General features: G+C 72.8%; 20 protein-coding genes and 1 tRNA gene. 14 read left to right on the top strand and 7 right to left on the bottom strand.

Translation table 11 applies throughout. From position 1 onward, the window contains the following. Positions 1–5 precede the first annotated feature (5 nt). On the top strand, positions 6–533 hold the full coding sequence (locus ACBI99_RS22545) for a DUF1850 domain-containing protein (RefSeq protein ID WP_375073387.1): 528 nt from the start codon (positions 6–8) through the stop codon (positions 531–533). On the opposite strand, the gene ACBI99_RS22540 is transcribed toward ACBI99_RS22545, so the two are convergent. Together ACBI99_RS22540 and ACBI99_RS22535 are read right to left on the bottom strand one after the other, a co-directional pair. Next, positions 428–1,396, bottom strand: a complete 969-nt coding sequence (locus ACBI99_RS22540; protein ID WP_219517802.1) for a magnesium transporter CorA family protein — start codon at positions 1,394–1,396, stop codon at positions 428–430. The two genes, ACBI99_RS22545 and ACBI99_RS22540, sit on opposite strands and share 106 nt — an antisense overlap. After that, on the bottom strand, positions 1,397–2,104 hold the full coding sequence (locus tag ACBI99_RS22535; protein ID WP_219517800.1) for a DUF72 domain-containing protein: 708 nt from the start codon (positions 2,102–2,104) through the stop codon (positions 1,397–1,399). A gap of 70 nt (positions 2,105–2,174) precedes the next feature. Here ACBI99_RS22535 and ACBI99_RS22530 point away from each other — a divergent pair, with 70 nt between their 5' ends. Next, the gene (locus tag ACBI99_RS22530) at positions 2,175–3,488 is read left to right on the top strand and encodes a YibE/F family protein (RefSeq protein ID WP_219517799.1); all 1,314 of its coding nucleotides are present in this window, start codon (positions 2,175–2,177) and stop codon (positions 3,486–3,488) included. Here the strand turns inward: ACBI99_RS22530 and ACBI99_RS22525 are convergent. Beyond that, positions 3,434–4,294, bottom strand: coding sequence for an NAD(+)/NADH kinase (locus tag ACBI99_RS22525; protein WP_357590883.1), 861 nt, complete (start codon positions 4,292–4,294; stop codon positions 3,434–3,436). The genes ACBI99_RS22530 and ACBI99_RS22525 overlap by 55 nt on opposite strands. Before the next feature lie 214 nt (positions 4,295–4,508). Between ACBI99_RS22525 and ACBI99_RS22520 the strand changes: the two genes are divergently transcribed. The 5 genes from ACBI99_RS22520 to ACBI99_RS22500 all read left to right on the top strand — a co-directional run bounded on the left by ACBI99_RS22520 (position 4,509) and on the right by ACBI99_RS22500 (position 6,697). Further along, positions 4,509–4,582, top strand: a tRNA-Pro gene (locus tag ACBI99_RS22520). Between the two features lie 64 nt (positions 4,583–4,646). Then, positions 4,647–5,072 carry a helix-turn-helix domain-containing protein gene (locus tag ACBI99_RS22515; RefSeq protein ID WP_219519915.1) on the top strand — a complete coding sequence of 142 codons (426 nt, stop codon included), beginning with the start codon at positions 4,647–4,649 and terminating at the stop codon, positions 5,070–5,072. Between the two features lie 68 nt (positions 5,073–5,140). Further along, positions 5,141–5,686, top strand: a complete 546-nt coding sequence (locus ACBI99_RS22510; RefSeq protein WP_219519912.1) for a hypothetical protein — start codon at positions 5,141–5,143, stop codon at positions 5,684–5,686. Between the two features lie 6 nt (positions 5,687–5,692). After that, positions 5,693–6,493, top strand: a complete 801-nt coding sequence (locus tag ACBI99_RS22505) for a hypothetical protein (protein ID WP_375073386.1) — start codon at positions 5,693–5,695, stop codon at positions 6,491–6,493. Between the two features lie 6 nt (positions 6,494–6,499). Further along, positions 6,500–6,697: a hypothetical protein gene (locus ACBI99_RS22500; RefSeq protein WP_219519906.1), complete on the top strand. Its 198-nt coding sequence runs from the start codon at positions 6,500–6,502 to the stop codon at positions 6,695–6,697. A gap of 60 nt (positions 6,698–6,757) precedes the next feature. Here ACBI99_RS22500 and ACBI99_RS22495 read toward each other — a convergent pair whose 3' ends face one another. Both ACBI99_RS22495 and ACBI99_RS22490 read right to left on the bottom strand, forming a co-directional pair. Continuing rightward, complete coding sequence (locus ACBI99_RS22495) at positions 6,758–7,114, bottom strand: ATP-binding protein (RefSeq protein ID WP_308126270.1); 357 nt, start codon at positions 7,112–7,114, stop codon at positions 6,758–6,760. 75 nt (positions 7,115–7,189) lie between these two features. Further along, a complete protein-coding gene (locus ACBI99_RS22490; protein WP_219519899.1) occupies positions 7,190–7,963 on the bottom strand; it encodes a SigB/SigF/SigG family RNA polymerase sigma factor in 774 nt (257 codons plus the stop codon). Between the two features lie 172 nt (positions 7,964–8,135). Between ACBI99_RS22490 and ACBI99_RS22485 the strand changes: the two genes are divergently transcribed. After that, positions 8,136–8,492 (top strand): STAS domain-containing protein, encoded by a 357-nt coding sequence (locus ACBI99_RS22485; protein WP_219519923.1) that lies wholly within the window; start codon positions 8,136–8,138, stop codon positions 8,490–8,492. Here ACBI99_RS22485 and ACBI99_RS22480 read toward each other — a convergent pair. Further along, the gene (locus ACBI99_RS22480) at positions 8,489–9,190 is read right to left on the bottom strand and encodes an ANTAR domain-containing protein (RefSeq protein ID WP_375073500.1); all 702 of its coding nucleotides are present in this window, start codon (positions 9,188–9,190) and stop codon (positions 8,489–8,491) included. The two genes, ACBI99_RS22485 and ACBI99_RS22480, sit on opposite strands and share 4 nt — an antisense overlap. A gap of 74 nt (positions 9,191–9,264) precedes the next feature. Here ACBI99_RS22480 and ACBI99_RS22475 point away from each other — a divergent pair, with 74 nt between their 5' ends. The 3 genes from ACBI99_RS22475 to ACBI99_RS22465 all read left to right on the top strand — a co-directional run bounded on the left by ACBI99_RS22475 (position 9,265) and on the right by ACBI99_RS22465 (position 12,937). Further along, positions 9,265–11,097 (top strand): GAF domain-containing SpoIIE family protein phosphatase, encoded by a 1,833-nt coding sequence (locus ACBI99_RS22475; RefSeq protein WP_246646436.1) that lies wholly within the window; start codon positions 9,265–9,267, stop codon positions 11,095–11,097. Positions 11,098–11,216: 119 nt separating this feature from the next. Then, a complete protein-coding gene (locus ACBI99_RS22470) occupies positions 11,217–12,320 on the top strand; it encodes a glycosyltransferase (protein ID WP_375073385.1) in 1,104 nt (367 codons plus the stop codon). A 23-nt stretch (positions 12,321–12,343) separates the two neighbouring features. Then, positions 12,344–12,937: an FMN-binding negative transcriptional regulator gene (locus ACBI99_RS22465; RefSeq protein WP_219513275.1), complete on the top strand. Its 594-nt coding sequence runs from the start codon at positions 12,344–12,346 to the stop codon at positions 12,935–12,937. Positions 12,938–12,952: 15 nt separating this feature from the next. Here the strand turns inward: ACBI99_RS22465 and ACBI99_RS22460 are convergent, their stop codons facing one another. Then, positions 12,953–14,008 carry a CdaR family transcriptional regulator gene (locus tag ACBI99_RS22460; RefSeq protein ID WP_219513276.1) on the bottom strand — a complete coding sequence of 352 codons (1,056 nt, stop codon included), beginning with the start codon at positions 14,006–14,008 and terminating at the stop codon, positions 12,953–12,955. A gap of 75 nt (positions 14,009–14,083) precedes the next feature. Here ACBI99_RS22460 and ACBI99_RS22455 point away from each other — a divergent pair, with 75 nt between their 5' ends. The 3 genes from ACBI99_RS22455 to ACBI99_RS22445 all read left to right on the top strand — a co-directional run bounded on the left by ACBI99_RS22455 (position 14,084) and on the right by ACBI99_RS22445 (position 16,906). Further along, the gene (locus ACBI99_RS22455; RefSeq protein ID WP_219513279.1) at positions 14,084–15,001 is read left to right on the top strand and encodes a proline dehydrogenase family protein; all 918 of its coding nucleotides are present in this window, start codon (positions 14,084–14,086) and stop codon (positions 14,999–15,001) included. Positions 15,002–15,003: 2 nt separating this feature from the next. Continuing rightward, a complete protein-coding gene (pruA, locus tag ACBI99_RS22450; protein ID WP_219513284.1) occupies positions 15,004–16,629 on the top strand; it encodes an L-glutamate gamma-semialdehyde dehydrogenase in 1,626 nt (541 codons plus the stop codon). Between the two features lie 61 nt (positions 16,630–16,690). Further along, positions 16,691–16,906 carry a hypothetical protein gene (locus ACBI99_RS22445; protein WP_219513286.1) on the top strand — a complete coding sequence of 72 codons (216 nt, stop codon included), beginning with the start codon at positions 16,691–16,693 and terminating at the stop codon, positions 16,904–16,906. Positions 16,907–16,942 lie beyond the last annotated feature (36 nt).

Genomic DNA, 16,942 nt, shown 5'->3' with positions numbered 1-16,942 from the left:
CGCTCGTGCTGGCGGCCGGCTCCGGCGACGGGGCCGGCCGCCCGGCGGTCAACGGGCTGCCGCTGCCCGCCTCCGGCGTGTTCGCGCTCGGCTACGTGCACAGCGTCTACCGGGCGCCGTCGGCCGAGGTGTTCACGGCCGAGGGCCGCCGGTTCACCATGCAGGCGGTCGTCTCGACCGGCGGCGGCGTGCTCGACTACTACGCGCTGGAGGGCGAGCGCCGCCGCCTGCCCGGCGGCGGGTGGCTGCTGGTCCTGGCCGAGCCCGTCACGTACGAGGAGCTGCCGCTGCTGGCCACCCCGATCGGCCGGCGGACGCTGCTGGCCGGGGGCCGCTGCCTGCCGCTGCACCCGGAGCGGGGCGCGCGGGCGGTGCGCGTCGCGGTGGGGGCCGCCAGGGCCGGGCGGGGCGGCCCGTGCCCGCCGCCCTACAACCAGTCCCTCTTCTTGAACGCCGCGTACAGCGCCACCGAGGCCAGCGCCACCAGCAACAGCGACATCCAGAAGCCCCACGGCTGGCCCTCGCCGGGGTAGGGCACGTTCTGGCCGTAGAAGCCGGTGATCATGGTGGGGACGGCGATGATGGCGGCCCAGCCGGTCAGCCGCTTCATGATCTCGTTCAGCCGGAAGCCCTGCTGGGCCAGCCGCGTCTCGCGCATGTTGGCCACCAGGTCGCGCAGCGACTCCACCCATTCGGCGGTGCGCAGCACGTGGTCGTAGACGTCCTCGTAGTAGGGGGCCATGCCGGTGCCGGCGATCAGCTCCTGGTCGCGGCGGAGCAGCGTGGAGACGATCTCCCGCATCGGCACCGCGATCTTGCGGAACCTGACGGTGGTCTTGCGCAGCTCGTACATCCTGCGCTGGAGCTCGCGGCCGTCGGCGAGCCGCTCCTCGAACAGCTCGTCCTCCAGGTCCTCGGCCTGCTGGTCGAGCTCCTGCACGAGCGCGAAGTGCCCGTCGACGACGGTGTCGAGCAGCCCGTGCAGCAGGAACGCCACGCCGTGGGAGGCCAGGTGGGCGGCCTTGTCCCAGCGCCTGACGACCTCGCCGATGTCGAAGGCGGCGCTCTGCCGGACGGTCACCAGCGCGTTCGGGGTGATGAACACGTCGATCTCGACCGGCGCGAACCGCCCGCCGTCGAAGTGCACCGCGTGCACGGTGATGAACAGGTGGTTGTCGTAGATGTCCAGCTTGGGGCGCTGGTACTCGTGGAGCACGTCCTCGACGGCCAGCTCGTGCAGCCCGAGCTCCTCGCCGATCGCCGCGACCTCCTCCTCCGTCGGCGCGCAGAGGTCGAACCAGACGACGTTGCCCCGGTCGGCCACGTGGTCGGAGACCTCCGCGATGGGGAAGCCCTCCTTCACCAGACGGCCGTTCCTGTACAGACGGGTGCGCATTCAAAGGAGTCTGGCAAACCGCGCGGCGTTCCGCACCGCCGCGCCGCCCGGATCGTTGTTGAAGTAGACGTACGCGTCCCGCCAGCCGGACTCGCGGACCCGCCTGGCCCACGTCTTCAGGGACGTGTCGCCGTACGCGAAACCGGCCCGCCCCTCGTGCAGCCGCACGTAGCCCCAGCCGGCGGTGTCCCAGAACGGGTTGCGCGGGCGGCCGAGCCGGTCGGCCCAGCACAGCGCCGCCCCGCGCGCCTCCAGGACGGCGCGCGTCCCGTCCGTCCACCAGGACGGGTGCCGGAACTCCACCGCCACCCGCGTCCCGGCCGGGAAGCAGCGCAGGCACCGGTCCAGGCGGCCGAGGTCGGCCCGCAGCGTGGGCGGGAGCTGCAGCAGGATCGGCCCGAGCTTGCCGCCGAGCCCGGCGACGGCCGCCATCAGCCGGGCGACCGGCTCCTCCGGCTCGGCCAGCCGCCGGATGTGGGTGAGGAACCGGCTGGCCTTGACCGCCATCACGAAGCCGTCCGGGGTCCGCTCGCGCCAAGCGGCGAACGTGCGCGGCGGCGGCAGCCGGTAGAAGGCGTTGTTGCTCTCGACGGTGGCGAACTCGGCAGCGTACGTCTCCAGCCACAGCCGCTGCGGGACGCCCTCGGGGTAGAGCACGCCGCGCCAGTCGCGATACTGCCATCCGGAGGTGCCCACCAACGTGCCCATGCACACGGGCTACCCCATCCGCGCGGGTGCAGTACTGTCGCACTTCGGAGTCCTGAGGAGGCCTTGGGGGATGGGCGCTGACCACGCGCACGGCACACGGGTGCGCACGTCGCGGCGGGCCGTCGTGGCGACCCTGGCGGTGCTGGTGCCGCTGGCTCTGGCCACGCTCGTGGCGCTGGTGTGGCTGTGGCCCGAGGGGCGGCAGGAGGCGGCCCAGCAGCACGCGGGCTTCGAGCGGCTCACCGGCACGGTCACCGCCGTCGTGCTGGAGCCGTGCCCGGAGGACGCGCCCGAGGCACCCCGGCCCGACCCGGCGACCTGCGGCAAGGCGAGCGTGATGCTCGACGACGGCAAAACCGTGACGATGGCGCTGCCGAGCGCGCCGGGCTCGCAGCGGTTCGCGGCGGGCGACGCGGTCGTGCTCCTGCACCACGCCGAGGCGGAGCCGGGCACGCCCGCCTACCAGCTGTCCGACCACGACAGGACGAGCCCGCTGTGGCTGCTGGGCGTGGCGTTCACGCTGGCGGTCATCGCCTTCGGCCGATGGCGCGGGCTGACGGCGCTGGCCGGGCTGGGCATCACGTTCGTGCTGCTGCTGACGTTCGTGATCCCGGGCATCCTGGAGGGCAAGCCGCCCATGCTGGTGGCCATCGCGGGCGCGGCGGCCATCATGCTGACGGTCCTCTACCTGACCCACGGCTTCACCGCCGCCACCTCGATGGCGGTGCTCGGCACGCTGGCCAGCCTCACCCTGACCGGCGTGCTGTCCTACCTGGTGATCGGGTTCGCCAGGCTCAACGGCGTCACCGACGACAGCGCGTTCACGCTGGGCATGAGCCTGTCGATCGACACGCAGGGGCTGCTGCTGGCCAGCATCATCATCGGCGCGCTCGGCGTGCTCGACGACGTGACCGTCACGCAGGCCGTCACCGTCGCGGAGCTGGCCGCCGCCAACCCCTCCTACGGCTTCCGCCGCCTCTACCGGGCGGGCAGCCGGGTGGGGCGGGCGCACATCGCCTCCGTCATCAACACGATCATCCTGGCGTACGCGGGCGCGTCGCTGCCGTTGCTGCTGCTGTTCAGCGTCGGCGAGCAGCCGCTCGGCGAGGTGCTGACGACGCCCGTCATCACGCAGGAGATCGCCCGCAGCGTGGTCGGCACGCTCGGCCTGATCGCCGCCGTGCCGATCACCACGGCGCTGGCCGCGCTGGTCTCCAGCCGCCGCGACCCGCACGAGCACGACGAGCCGCCCGGCGACCCGCACCACCACCCGCCCGCGCCCGGCCACGCGCCGCCGCCCTCACGGGCACGGCACCGCCGGGCGGCGGATCAGAGCGCCTCCGCGCTCCCGCCGACGCGCAGCTTGCGCCGGGCGCGCTCGTAGAAGGTGGTGCCGAGCCGCACCACCTTGGCCGCGCCGGGCACCGCCGACACCGTGACGGTGTCACCCGGGCACAGGTGGCCGACCACCGCGCCGTCGAGCTCGACGGCCAGCCGCCCGCTGGAGGGCAGCACCTCCAGCGTGACCTCCTCGTCGGCGGGCAGCACGAGCGCCCGGTTGAACGCCGAGTGCGCCGCCGCCGGCACCACCAGCACGGCCTCCACCCGGGGCGAGACCACCGGCCCGCCGGCCGAGAAGCTGTAGGCGGTCGAGCCGGTGGAGGTCGCCACGATCACCGCGTCGGCGGTGTAGCTGACGAACGGGTGACCCGACGGCTTGACCGTGACCGCCGCCAGCCCCTCCCCCGGGATGCGGGCCAGCGCGATGTCGTTGAACGCGGTCAGCTCCGGCTCCCCCGCCAGCCGGGTGCGGATCGCCATGCGCGGCTCGACCGAGTAGTGGTGGCCGTCGATGGCCGACAGCGTCGCGGCCAGCTCGGCCACGTCGATCTCGGCCAGGAAGCCCAGCCGCCCCAGGTTCACCCCCAGCACCGGGGTGTCGCGCCCGGCGATGAGCCGCATGGTGCGCAGCATCGTGCCGTCGCCGCCGAGGCTCACCAGCAGGTCGGACCGCCCGGCCAGCGTCGCCGCGTCGACCGCGACCGCGCTGCAGTCGATCCGCCCCACCTCGTCGGGCAGCCCGAGCACGGTGGCGTCACGCGCGCCCGCCCAGCGCAGGATGGTGTCGATCGCCTGCTTGGAGTCGCGCCTGGGGTGCAGCACCAGCCCGACCGTCCCGACCATGCCCATGGGGCAAGCCTAGAGCCCGGCCTCCGGCCGCCCGCGGCGAGGCACCCGAGGGCGGCGGGGCCGTCACCGGATCGGGGCGCGTACGGGGGAATCCGTGCGGTTCGCCCCCGGGCGGGCCCGGTAAAGGTGGCGCTGAGAGGTGCGCCGCCCGTGGTAGTGTTTTCCCCGCAAGGCCACGCAGGACCGGCACAAAAGGTTCAGCTCAGCGGCCTGGCGGGACGTAGCGCAGCTTGGTAGCGCACCTGACTGGGGGTCAGGGGGTCGCAGGTTCAAATCCTGTCGTCCCGACGCTTTTCTCACCCGATCATCGCCTGGCGATGATCGGGTGATTCCATGTCCGGGGAGGTGCCGGGTGGGGCGCAGGCCGACGATCGACCGGGCGGAGCTGGCCAGGCTCGTCGCCGAAGGGCTGAGCGTGCAGGAGCTGGCCGCCCGCTTCGGAGTGAGCGAGTCCGGGGTGCTCCAGGCCAAACGGGCCGCAGGGCTGGCCAAGCCGATGCTCGACCACAGCGCCGCGCTGCCGTGGAAGCTGGCCCGCGCACACGCCCAGTCGGGCCCCGCCACCAACCTGCGCAACCTGTCGGCCGCCGCGCAGGGCAGGCCGCCGGCCGCCGAACGGCTCAACACGGCGCTACGCTGGGCGCACAGGCTCGTCGACGCCGGGCTGGACGTGACCTACGACCCGGCCACCGGGTTCGCGGAGACCCCGGCCGCCCCTGAGGGCTCACACGTCGCATCGGTGCTGGCAGCGGCCCTGGAGGGCCTCGAAGAGCGCTGACATACGGGTTTCGCGAGCCCGTTCGAGGGCAGTCGCCGGTCCCCGACAAAAGACCGGAGGCGAACATCATGTCCACCTGGATCTGGGTGGCCGTCGTCGTGCTCGCGGTCGTGGCGCTCGCCGCGGTGGCCTATGTCGCGCTGCAGCAGCAGCGCCGGGGCCGGCTCCGCGAGCGCTTCGGCCCCGAATACGAGCGCATGATGGCCGAGCACGACAACAAACGGGACGTCGAGCAGGAGCTGCTCGCCCGTGAGCAGCGGCACGCCGAGCTCGACATCCGGCCGCTGCCGGAGGAGTCCCGCGAGACCTACGCCACGCGCTGGACGGAGGTCCAGGAGCGCTTCGTCGACGCCCCCGGCTTCGCCGTGACGGAGGCTGACCAGCTCGTCACCGCCGTCATGGCCGAGCGCGGCTACCCGACGGAGAACTTCGAGCAGCGGCTGTCCGACCTGTCGGTCGGGCACGCGGCGACGCTCGACCACTACCGCAAGGCGCACGAGATCAGCGGGCGGGCGGCCCGCAAGGAGGCGTCCACCGAGGAGCTGCGGCAGGCGATGGTGCACTACCGCTCGCTCTTCGAGGAGCTGCTTCACGAGACATCCCGAGGACGGTGACGACAGATGAACCGCGATGAGCTGAAGGTGCCGTCGCAGCGGGCCGACCGGCCCGGCGACGACCGCTCCCCCACGGACCACGAGACCCACGACCGCGACACGCACGACCTCGACACGCACGACCGGGACCCGCACGACCGGGACCCTCTCGGCCACGACCCGCTCGACCGGGACGCCGATGGCCGCGCCGACCAGGGGGCGGACGTGCTCGCCGACGAGCCGTACCGCGACCCGTACGCCAGGACCGGCGAGGACGTGATCGCCGACCCGGATCCGGCGCACCGGCCGGAGGACGTCCACGTGGCCGGGCCCGTCCCCGAGACGGAGCCCGCCCGCCGGACGCCCGACAGGCCCGAGCACGAGACACCCGCGCACAGCACGCCCGGACACGAGACGCCCGGGCACGAGACGCCCGATCACGACCGGCCCGGGCACGAGCGGGTGCCGGGCCACGAGGGGACGCCCGAGCCGGTGCCCGCGACCGCGGTGGCCGGCGAGCCGCCCGCGCACGCGGCCCCGCAGGAGCGGGCCCTGTTCGACCAGGACCCGGCCGAGGTGCAGGCGCGCTGGCGCGACCTGCAGACGGCGTTCGTCGACGACCCCGGAGAGGCGGTCCAGCGGGCCGACGGGCTGGTCGGCGAGGTCGTCGAGACGCTGACGAGCACGCTCAACGCCCGCACCGGCGAGCTGCGCGAGCGCTGGAAGGGCGCCGGCGACGGCGACACCGAACAGCTCCGGCTGGCGCTGCGCGAGTACCGCGGCATGCTGGAGCAGCTGCTCGCCCTGACCGGCTCCGGATCGAGGTGAGGTGACATGCTCGCCATCGTCGCGGCCATCGTCTTCGGCCTCGGATTCCTGCTCGACCTGCTGAACGCCCGCATCGCCGCGGGCATCTCCGGCACCACGTTCATGCTGCTCGGCCTGACGCTGCTGGCGCTGCACCAGGCCGGCATCGGCACCGCGAGCATCAAGAGCTACGGCGGCTGGCGCGGCGGACGCACCCGCCGGTGACCTGCGCGCACACCGCGCCCGGCGTGCTCGAAGGCGAGCACGCCGGGCGCGCCGGACGCGTCAGTTCTTACCCGGGAAGCGCATGATGACCGTGCTTCCCCCGCTCCCGATCCGCAGCGTGAGATCGCTGGACAGCAGCCGGGCCACCCACAGCCCCATGCCGCCCACCGCGCCGGGCATCGGGCCGGGCTTCCACGAGCCGTCGTCGTGCACCTCGACGACCAGGTCGCCGCTGTCGGGCCAGGCACGCACGTGCGCGTGGTCGTCGCCGTGGGTCACCGCGTTGGTGGCGACCTCGTTCACGGCGATGACCACGTCGTTGACGGCCTCGTCGGGCATGCCGAAGCCACGGGCCTCGGACTCGGCGAACTCCCGGACCCGCGGCAGGTCCGCGAGCCGGAACGGCAGCTTGCGCACGGGCGCACCGGGTGGCGGGCCCGTGGAGCCCGCCCGAGGATCTGTGTCCTCCGTCATCACCCGGTGACCGCCTTCTCAACCGACCAGCAGCTCTGCGCGGAGCTGGTCGAGTACCTTACGCAGAATCCTGGACACGTGCATCTGCGATATGCCGAACTCCGCCGCGATCTCGGCCTGCGTCATGTTGCCGAAGAACCGCAGCAGGAGGATGTGCTTCTCCCGCGAAGGGAGCGCGTCGATGAGCGGTTTGACGGCCTCCCGGTCGACCATCGTGCTCAGCGTGTCGTCGTCCTCGGGGATGACGTCCCCGAGCGAGGCGGCGTCGTCGTCGGTGCCCAGCGGCGCGTCCAGAGACAGCGTGCTGTAGGCGGCGGAGGCGTCGAGCGTGAGCAGCACGTCCTCCTCCGAGATGTTCATCTTCGCCGCCAGCTCGGCCACGGTCGGCGAGCGGCCGAGGTCCTGGCTGAGGTCGGCGACGAGCCGGTTCAGCTCGGAACGGCGCTCCTGGTAGAGGCGCGGCACCCGGATGGCCCAGGTGCGGTCGCGGAAGTGGCGCTTGACCTCACCGGTCATGGTCACCACCGCGTAGCCCCTGAAGGCGTGGCCGAGGGTCGGGTCGAAACCGTTGACCGCCTTCATGAGGCCAACGTACGCGGCCTGGAGCAGGTCCTCCAGCGGTTCGCCCCGATAACGGTAGCGCCGGGCGATTTCCATGGCGAGCGGCCGGTGCATCTCCACGATGCGCTCGCGCAGCCGTTCCCGCAGACCGTCGGGGGTGTCTTCGCGGACCATCTCGGCCAGGAGTTCTTCCGCGGTCATGTCTTCGAGGACGAGGTCCTGCACAGCCATGGCTGCTCCTCATATGGGTTGCAGGCGCCCTCCGCAATGGAAAAAGCCCATGCAGAGGCACGCCTCGCTCGTTCGAGACGGAAGCCCTCTGCTGGACTTCGGACTCCAGTATCCCCCACTCCGGTGGAAGTATTCCTCTCCACTTGAGTGACAGTAAAGTTGCCCCGTGACAATGCCCGAAAACGGCAGCGGGTCCGTCGCGGCCCTCAGCCTGACATCGTCGACCGTGGACGACATCGCGGTCATCAAGGTCGACGGTGTCCTCGACGCCACCACCCGCGAGCAGTTCGCCGACTACCTGGCGCTCGCCGGCCCGGACCTCATCCTGGACCTCGGCGGGGTGACGTTCATGGACTCGCGGGCGCTCGGGCTGATCGTCCACCACTGGCAGACGAGCCTCGGCGCGGGCGCGAAGTTCGCCCTCATCGGGGTCGAATACTCCAAGTCCAAGGTGATGTGGATCACCGGGCTGGCCCAGCGCCTGCCCATCTACGACACGCTCGACGAAGCGCTGGCGGCGATCGGCTAGCGGCGGTTCTTGCGCTGGTGTTCCTCGACCAGGAGCCGGGCCAGGTCGGCCACCTTGACCTGGTGGTGCTGGGAGATCCGGCGCAGCTCCTCGAAGGCCGCCTCGGCGGTGCAGCCGCTGGTCTGCATGATGATGCCCTTGGCCTGATCGATGAGCGCCCGGCCGGCCAGGGCCTCCTGGAGCTGCGCGGCGTCGGTGCGCACCTCCTCGAAGTCCCACATGTTGGCCAGGGCCACGCCGACCTGCTCGGTCAGCATGTCGGCCAGGGCGTGCGAGCCCTGCGGGGAGAACGCGCCGCGCCGTACCGAGTACAGGCCCACGACCAGCAGGGCCGGCGGGATGCGGATGGGGACGGCGAGCACCGAACGGACGCCGCTGCGGGTGGCGAGCGCCGCGTAACGCGGCCAGCGGGTGTCGGTGAGCACGTCGCCGACGGCGATGCGGGCACCGGTCTTCCTGGCCTCGGTCGACGGGCCCTCGCCGAGCGCGCGCTCCCCCTCGACGAGCATGATGAGCTCGCTGTGCGAACCCGACACCAGGACGCGGTGCTCGTGCCAGTGCTCGGCCGAGCCGCCCGAGCAGCCGGGCACGCCGTCGGCCAGCGCGGTCGTCAGGCCGCGCAGCACGCTTTCGGTCGAGGTGTCCTCGCCGAGCCTGCCCAGTGCCGCCAGGTTGCGGGCGAGCCCGGGAGTGATCATCACGGTCGATTCCATAGCTATTCTGCCCCTACCCCTTATGGCTGCCATTATCCCGTGTGGCGTAGCGTCGGAGGATGACCATGCCGGACCTCGAACACGCCCTCGACGCACTGGCCGGGCGTGTCTCGTCGTTGCGGGAGGCGCGTGCGGCCTACCCCGCCGACCTCGCGCCGACGCTCGACGCCGCGCTGGCGGAGCTCGACACCGCCGCCGAGCTGCTGGCCGAGGCCCGCGAGCAGTTGCGCAGGTCGCCGAAGCGGGCGGCGGGCAAGAAGGACGGCTCCCAGCGGGAGCTGAAGCTGCTGCGCCAGGTGTTCCGGGCGTTCCCGGTGCCGGTCGTCGTGCTCGACGGCGGCGGCGTGGTCCGGCGGATCAACCCGGAGACCTCCCGGGTGCTGGGCAGCCCCGACGGCTACCTGGTGGGACGCTCGTTCCCGCTGCTGGTGGACGTGTCGCGGCGGGCGGCGTTCCGCTCGCACCTGACGGCGGTGCTGCGGACCGGGCAGCCGGCGGCGTTCGAGACGCGGCTGGCCCACCAGGGCCGCACGCACACGGTGCAGCTCGCGCTGACCAGGCTGACGATGCCGGGCGAGCCGCAGCAGATGGTGGCCGTGGTGGCGCTGCCGACGGAGACGCAGCTGCCGGAGCCGGGGACCGGCGGGCCGCAGGACGACGACGGCGCGCTGCTGCTGGCGGCGGCCCGGCGGCAGGACCTGCTGGCCAGGATGGCGACGCTGCTGCTGGACGAGGAGGCGATGCGCCAGCCGGTGGCGCTGCCTCGGGCGACGCGGCTGCTGGCCGCCGGGTGGGCCGACTGGGTGGTGGCCGACCAGCTGCGTGACGGGCTGCCGCGCCGCTCGGCGGTGGTGGCGCCGAAGAACGTGCCGCTCGGCGGCCTGGTCCGCCAGGTGGAGGCGAGCGACCCGGCGGGCGCGCAGGTGGTGGCGCAGGTGCTGGAGCGCGGCTCGGGCGTGGTGCACGAGATGGTCGACGACGAGACGCTGCTCGGCTTCTGCCCGGAGGGGCCGCTGCTGACGGCGATGGGCGCGGGCTCGCTGCTGTGCGTGCCGATCGGGGCCGGTGACGGGGCGCTGACGCTGGTGCGGGGGCACGACCGGCCGCCGTTCACGCTGGCCGACCTGAGCGTGATGGAGGAGGTCGGGGTGCAGCTCGGGCTGGCGCTGCGGGCGCAGACGAGCTTCCAGAGCCGGTCGCGGGCCGCCGACGCGCTGTCGGCGAGCGTGGCCCCGCGCAGCCTGCCGGACGTGCCCGGCTACGAGGCGGCGGCGATCTACCATCCGGGCTCGTCGGTCGGCGCCGAGTTCTACGACGTGTTCCCGATGGCGGGCGGCTGGGGCTTCGCGATGGGCGGCGCGGCCGGCAAGGGCGAGGAGGCCGCCTCGGTCAGCGCGATGGTACGCGGCGGGCTGCGGGTGCTCGGCACCTGGGAGTCCGACCCGGACGCGGTGGTGCGCAAGGTGAACGAGGCGCTGGTGGAGCAGGGCACCGGCATGTTCGTCATGGCCGTGGCCGGGCTCGTCAAGGGGCGGCGGATCCGCATGTCGTCGGCCGGGCACCATCCGGCGGCGCTGGTACAGCCCGACGGGCACGTGCGCTTCGCGGCGGGCGGCGGGGTGCCGCTGGGCATCGCGCCGGAGGCGGAGACCAGCACCGAGGAGATCACACTGGCGGCCGGGGAGACACTGGTGCTGTATTCGGAGGGCCTCATCTCCTCCAGGAACGAGGTGGGCGAGCCCTACGGCGAGGAGCGGCTGGCCGACGTGCTCGGCAGATCCGCAGGTCAGGCCCCTTCGACGGTGGTCAAGGCGATCGAGGCCGACCGCAACGCCTTCTCCGGCGGGCAGGTGTGGGACGAGATCGTGATCCTCGCGCTCCGCGGCGTGTGATCACCTGACTCATGAGGCATGGTTTGCGATTCGCGGGAAAGTGGGTATGGTCGTCCGTAGTTAGATCGTGCCTAAGACGCAGGCACACCTTGAAGGCTTTTTTCACGCTGAGGTGTGCCATGAATATCGCGATCGTCGCTTCCGGCTCGGGCAGCAAGCGCCACCACATCCTCTCCGTGGCGCGCGAACTCGGCCGCGACCACCACGTCACCATTTACTCCCGCCGCGAGAGCGCCGACGGCAAGCCCAAAACGCGGGTGGCCCCGGGCGTCACGGTGGAGTACATCGACGTGGGCCCGGCCCGCAGCCTGACCCCCGATGACGTCGCCCCCTACCTGAACGACGTGGGCGGCTACCTGATGCGCCGCTGGCAGCAGGAGCGGCCGGACGTGATCCACGCACACTCGTGGACCTGCGGCCTGGCCGCCGTCTCCGGCGCCAAGGGCTTGGACGTGCCCGTCACGCACACCTTCCACACCGTCGACCCCGCGCACGTGAAGCTGGAGCGGGCGCTGGGCCGCCGGGCCAACGCGGTCATCGCGGGCTCGGGCGACGAGGAGTCGGCGCTGATCCGCATCGGCGTCCCCCGCACCAGCATCGCGATCGTCCCCTACGGCGTCGACACCGAGCGCTTCCACCGCCAGGGCATGGCCGTCTCGCGCGGCACCCGCAAGCGGCTGCTGCACGTCGGCCCGCTCTCCCCCGACCGGGGCGCGCACACGATCGTGCGGGCGCTGCCGGGGCTGGCGGACGTGGAGCTCGTGGTGGCCGGCGGCCCCGCCCCCGAGGACCTCGGCGACGACAGGGACGCGCGGCGGCTGCGCGCCCTGGCCGAGCAGCTCGGCGTGGCCGACCGGGTGACGCTGCTGGGCCAGGTGAAGCGGGCGGCGGTGCCCAAGCTGATGCGCGGCGCGGACGCCGTCGTGTCGGTGCCGCGCGAGACGACGAGCGGCATCGTCGCGCTGGAGGCGATGGCCTGCGGCGTGCCGGTGATCGCCTCGGCCGTGGGCGCGCACCTGGACTCCGTGATCGACGGCGTCACCGGGCTGCTGGTGCCGCCGGACCGGCCCGCCAGGACCGCGCGGCTGGCCAGGGAGCTGCTGACCGACCCGACGCTGCGCACCGCGCTCGGCTACGCCGGCGCGGACCGGGCGCGCTCCCGCTACTCGTGGGAGCGGGTCAGCCAGGAGCTGCTGCGGGTGTACGAGGCGGCCTGCGCCTAGACACCCCCCTATATCGTCATCCCATGCTGATCCACCCTTGGGATGCCGGCTCCGGCGAGCAGTCGCTCGCCTATCTCCGGGAGAACGCGTTCGGGCACCTCATCGCCTCGGGCAGGGGGCGTGAGGTGCCCGTCGTCGTGCCCACCCAGTTCCTGCTCGTGGACGAGCGCACGATCTGGCTGCACCTGGCCAGGCCGAACCCGATCTGGGCGGCCGTCGAGGAGAACCCGAAGGTGCTGCTGTCGGTCGCCGGGCCGTGGTCGTACATCCCGGGAGCCTGGCGGGCCGAGCCCGGCACGGACCCGTCGCTGGGCGTGCCGACCACCTACTACTCCTCGGTCCAGGTGACCTGCCGGGCCGAGATCGTCGCCGACGCGGCGGGCAAGCTGGAGATCCTGCGCGCCCAGCTCGGCGACCTGGAGCCGGGCCACGGCGACCCGGCGGAGATGCCCCGGCTGCTGTCCGGCCTCCAGGGGCTGCGGCTGGCGGTGGAGGAGATCCGCGGCAAGTTCAAGTACGACGGCCACAAGGACGCGGCGCTGCGCGGCCAGGTCGCCAAGGGCCTGGCCGGCCGGGGCGGCCCCGGCGACGAGAGCGCCCTGCGCCACCTGGCCTGAGCCCGCCGGCCCGCCCTACGCGCGCAGCCGGGCGGCCTTCAGCCCCAGGTGGACGGTGAGCCGGTCGTCGCCGTCGGTCAGGTCGCGGTGCGTCAGCCGTTCGGCCTTGCCCAGCCGGTAGTAGAGCGTCTGGCGGTGGATGCCGAGCGCGGCGGCGGCCTTCTGGGCGTGGCCGCCCAGGTCCAGGTACGTCTCGACGGTCTGGGCCAGCTCGGGGTCCAGCACGGCGACCTCGCCGGCGAGCTCGCGCAGGTCGCCCTGGCCGAGCCTGGCCAGCAGCCGGTGCGCGCCCAGGTCCTCCCAGCGGGCGACGGGCGCGAAGCGCGGGAAGTGCTCGGCGACGCGCAGCGCGTGGCGGGCCTCGCGCCAGCTCTGCCAGGCGTCGGCCGGATCGGCGCGGGTGCCGCCGACGCCCGCCGCCGTCCCGTACGCGCCGAGGACGGTCTGCGCGACCTCGGCGGCCAGGTGCGCCGGGGCGAGCAGCGCCACCGGCGAGCCGGCGCGGGCGAGCACGCCGCGCGGCAGCGTCCACAGGGCGGCCACGCGCTCCGGCGACTCGCGCACCGCGATCGCGGTCACCGGTCCCGGCATCTCGATGGAGGCGCCGGCGCGCTCCTCCGGGTCGTCCGACAGCAGCGCGCGCAGCCCGTAGCCGAGGTCGCGGCGGCTCCTGGCCTCCTGGGCGAGCGCGGCGGCGGCGCGGGCGACCAGCGGCGCGACCCGGTCCAGGGCGGCGTCGGTGAGGCTGCCGGAGTCGAGCAGCCACAGGTAGCCGTAGACGACCTCGCCGTGGCGCAGCGGCCAGCACACGCGGGCCAGCACACCCAGGTCGGCGTCGGCCGGGATGCGGACCCGGCCGTGCGCGCGGGCGATGCCGTAGCGTTCGAAGTAGTCGCGCACCTCGCCGGTGGCGCGGCGGCGCAGGATCGACTCCTGGCGGACGGTGTCGATGTCGCCGTGCTGCGCGCCGTAGGCGAGCAGCCGGAACGAGCGGTCCTCCAGCGTGGCCGACGCGCCGAGCAGGCCCGCGACCTCGTCGACGATCTCCTGCAGATCCGTGGTGTTGTGCATTTGTATGACAGCCTGCCACACCCGCCGTTACGCCCGTTCATGGCCCCGTTTGAGCTGCGGTTTTAGGCTGGAAGCATGTTGGGTCAACTGCTGCTCGCCACATCCCGGAGCGCGCTCGTGCGCCGCTCCGTGTCAGGCTTCCCGCTCACGCGCAAGGTGGTCGACCGCTTCGTCGCCGGCGAGACGGTCCAGGAGGCCCGCGACGCGATCGAACGACTGCGCGACACCGGGCTCGCGGTGACCGTCGACCATCTCGGCGAGGAGACCCGCGACGCCGGCGCCGCCGCCGCCACCGCGAAGGCGTACATCACGCTGCTGGAGCAGCTGCGCCCGCTGGAGCTGGGCCGCCGCGGCGAGGTGTCGGTCAAGCTGTCGGCCGTCGGCCAGGAGCTCGACGACGCGATGGCGCTGGAGCACGCGCGCGAGATCTGCGCCGCCGCCGACGCCATCGGCGCCACCGTCACGCTCGACATGGAGGACCACACCACGGTCGACTCCACGCTCGGCATCCTGCGCGCGCTGCGCGAGGACTACCCGTCGACCGGCGTGGCCATCCAGGCGTACCTGTTCCGCAGCGAGGACGACTGCCGCGCGCTGTCCGGCGAGGGCTCGCGCGTCCGGCTGGTCAAGGGCGCCTACCGGGAGCCCGCCTCCGTGGCCCACCAGGGCAAGTCCGCCGTGGACAAGGCGTACGTGCGATGCCTGCGCATCCTCATGGCGGGGAAGGGGTACCCCATGGTGGCCACCCACGACGACCGCCTGATCTCCATCACCGAGCTGCTCGCCGACCGGTTCGGGCGCTCCAGGGGCGACTACGAGTATCAGATGCTGTACGGGATCCGCACCGACCGGCAGGAGGCCCTGGCCGGGGCCGGTCACACGATGCGCGTCTACGTCCCCTACGGCGACGACTGGTACGGCTACTTCATGCGCCGGCTGGCCGAGCGCCCCGCCAATGTCGCCTTCTTCCTTCGTGCCCTTGGGGGTAAGTGAACATGGATGCCATCAGCAACGTGCCCGTTCCCGCCAACGAGCGGGTCTACGGCTACGCGCCGGGCAGCGCCGAGCGCGCCGCCCTGGAGAACCGGATCAAGGAGCTGGCCGGCGCCTCGATCGACCTGACGATGACGATCGACGGCGAGCAGCGGCTCGGCGGCGGCGCGCCCATCGACGTGGTGCAGCCGCACAACAAGACCGCCGTCCTGGGGCGTACCAACGACGCTACGGCCCAGGACGTGCAGGACGCGATCGGGAGCGCGCTGCGGGCGGCCCCCGCCTGGCGGGCGCTCTCCTTCGACGAGCGGGCGGCGATCTTCCTCAAGGCCGCCGACCTGCTGGCGGGGCCGTGGCGGGCGACGCTCAACGCGGCGACGATGCTCGGCCAGTCGAAGTCGGTGCAGCAGGCGGAGATCGACGCCGCCTGTGAGCTGATCGACTTCCTGCGCTTCAACGTCTCCTACGCCCGCCAGCTCTACTCCGACCAGCCGATCTCCTCGCCGGGCGTGTGGAACCGGATGGAGTACCGGCCGCTCGAGGGCTTCGTGCTGGCGATCACGCCGTTCAACTTCACCGCCATCGCCGGCAACCTGCCGACGTCGGCCGCGCTCATGGGCAACGTCGTGGTGTGGAAGCCGTCGCCGACGCAGCAGTTCGCGGCGCACTTCACCATGCGCCTGCTGGAGGCGGCCGGGCTGCCTCCCGGCGTCATCAACCTGGTGACGGGCAACGGCCAGGCGATCTCCGAGGTGGCGCTGACGCATCCGGAGCTCGCGGGCATCCACTTCACCGGCTCGACGGCGACCTTCCAGCACCTGTGGGGCACGGTGGGCGCCAACATCGCCGGCTACCGGAGCTACCCGCGCCTCGTCGGCGAGACCGGCGGCAAGGACTTCGTGCTGGCCCACCCGTCGGCCGACCCGGGCGTGCTCGCCACGGCCCTGGTCCGGGGCGCGTTCGAGTACCAGGGGCAGAAGTGCTCGGCGGCCTCGCGGGCGTACGTGCCGCGCTCGGTGTGGAGCCGGATGCGCGACGACCTCGTGGGCGTGGCCGAGTCGCTGACCGTGGGCGACGTGACGGCCGACCTGTCGACGTTCATGGGCGCCGTCATCGACGAGCGGGCCTTCGCCAAGCACAAGGAGGCCATCGACCGGGCGCGGGCCGCGTCGAACATCGACGTGCTGACGGGCTCGTACGACGACTCCGCCGGATACTTCGTGAAGCCGACCATCCTGGAGTGCGCGGACCCGGCCGACGAGATCTTCGTCAAGGAGTACTTCGGCCCGATCCTGGGCGTGCACGTCTACGACGACGCCGACTTCGATGCCGTCCTGGACCAGATGGAGGGCATCGCCCCGTACGCGCTGACCGGGTCGATCATCGCCCAGGACCGCTACGCGATCGCCTCGGCGTCGGAGCGGCTGCGCTTCGCGGCCGGCAACTTCTACGTCAACGACAAGCCGACCGGCGCCGTGGTCGGGCAGCAGCCGTTCGGCGGCGCCCGCGCCTCCGGCACCAACGACAAGGCGGGCTCGATCTTCAACCTGATCCGGTGGGTGAACTCCCGCACGATCAAGGAGACGTTCGTGCCGCCGACGGATCACCGCTACCCGCACATGGGCTGATCCCCGCGAGCAGCGCCCCCGGTTCCAGCAGGAGCCGGGGGCGTTTTCAACGCTGTGCTCCGTGATCGTGCCGATCTTCCGGCGTTCCCGTGTGCCCTCCTCCGCGCCGCCCTCCCCAGCACCGCCCTCCCCCGCGCAGGCGTGCGGCACCGTGGGGGCGCTGATCCGCGTCGACCTCGGCGCACTGCCGCGCACCACCGCAGGGGACGCCGGCCTCGGGCTCCACGCCTCCGTCGTGTGGCGGGGCGACGGCTCCACGGGCGACCTGGCCTGGTGAGGATCCGGCTCACCGGGCCGCGCGGAAACTGTCGGC

Origin of the sequence: Nonomuraea sp. ATR24, from assembly GCF_041950485.1 — a bacterium.
Classification (GTDB): Bacteria; Actinomycetota; Actinomycetes; order Streptosporangiales; family Streptosporangiaceae; genus Nonomuraea; species Nonomuraea ceibae.
The sequence above is the reverse complement of the archived record's forward strand: the minus strand, read 5'-3'. Positions and strand labels throughout refer to the sequence as shown.

What these genes read in the sequence shown, in the direction of transcription:
- ACBI99_RS22540 (WP_219517802.1), bottom strand. Translation starts at nt 1,396, where the DNA reads ATGCGCACCCGTCTGTACAGGAACGGCCGTCTGGTGAAGGAGGGCTTC.
- ACBI99_RS22535 (WP_219517800.1), bottom strand. Translation starts at nt 2,104, where the DNA reads ATGGGCACGTTGGTGGGCACCTCCGGATGGCAGTATCGCGACTGGCGC.
- ACBI99_RS22530 (WP_219517799.1), top strand. Translation starts at nt 2,175, where the DNA reads ATGGGCGCTGACCACGCGCACGGCACACGGGTGCGCACGTCGCGGCGG.
- ACBI99_RS22525 (WP_357590883.1), bottom strand. Translation starts at nt 4,294, where the DNA reads ATGGGCATGGTCGGGACGGTCGGGCTGGTGCTGCACCCCAGGCGCGAC.
- ACBI99_RS22510 (WP_219519912.1), top strand. Translation starts at nt 5,141, where the DNA reads ATGTCCACCTGGATCTGGGTGGCCGTCGTCGTGCTCGCGGTCGTGGCG.
- ACBI99_RS22505 (WP_375073386.1), top strand. Translation starts at nt 5,693, where the DNA reads ATGAACCGCGATGAGCTGAAGGTGCCGTCGCAGCGGGCCGACCGGCCC.
- ACBI99_RS22500 (WP_219519906.1), top strand. Translation starts at nt 6,500, where the DNA reads ATGCTCGCCATCGTCGCGGCCATCGTCTTCGGCCTCGGATTCCTGCTC.
- ACBI99_RS22490 (WP_219519899.1), bottom strand. Translation starts at nt 7,963, where the DNA reads ATGGCTGTGCAGGACCTCGTCCTCGAAGACATGACCGCGGAAGAACTC.
- ACBI99_RS22485 (WP_219519923.1), top strand. Translation starts at nt 8,136, where the DNA reads ATGCCCGAAAACGGCAGCGGGTCCGTCGCGGCCCTCAGCCTGACATCG.
- ACBI99_RS22480 (WP_375073500.1), bottom strand. Translation starts at nt 9,190, where the DNA reads ATGATCACTCCCGGGCTCGCCCGCAACCTGGCGGCACTGGGCAGGCTC.
- ACBI99_RS22475 (WP_246646436.1), top strand. Translation starts at nt 9,265, where the DNA reads ATGACCATGCCGGACCTCGAACACGCCCTCGACGCACTGGCCGGGCGT.
- ACBI99_RS22470 (WP_375073385.1), top strand. Translation starts at nt 11,217, where the DNA reads ATGAATATCGCGATCGTCGCTTCCGGCTCGGGCAGCAAGCGCCACCAC.
- ACBI99_RS22465 (WP_219513275.1), top strand. Translation starts at nt 12,344, where the DNA reads ATGCTGATCCACCCTTGGGATGCCGGCTCCGGCGAGCAGTCGCTCGCC.
- ACBI99_RS22460 (WP_219513276.1), bottom strand. Translation starts at nt 14,008, where the DNA reads ATGCACAACACCACGGATCTGCAGGAGATCGTCGACGAGGTCGCGGGC.
- ACBI99_RS22455 (WP_219513279.1), top strand. Translation starts at nt 14,084, where the DNA reads ATGTTGGGTCAACTGCTGCTCGCCACATCCCGGAGCGCGCTCGTGCGC.
- pruA (WP_219513284.1), top strand. Translation starts at nt 15,004, where the DNA reads ATGGATGCCATCAGCAACGTGCCCGTTCCCGCCAACGAGCGGGTCTAC.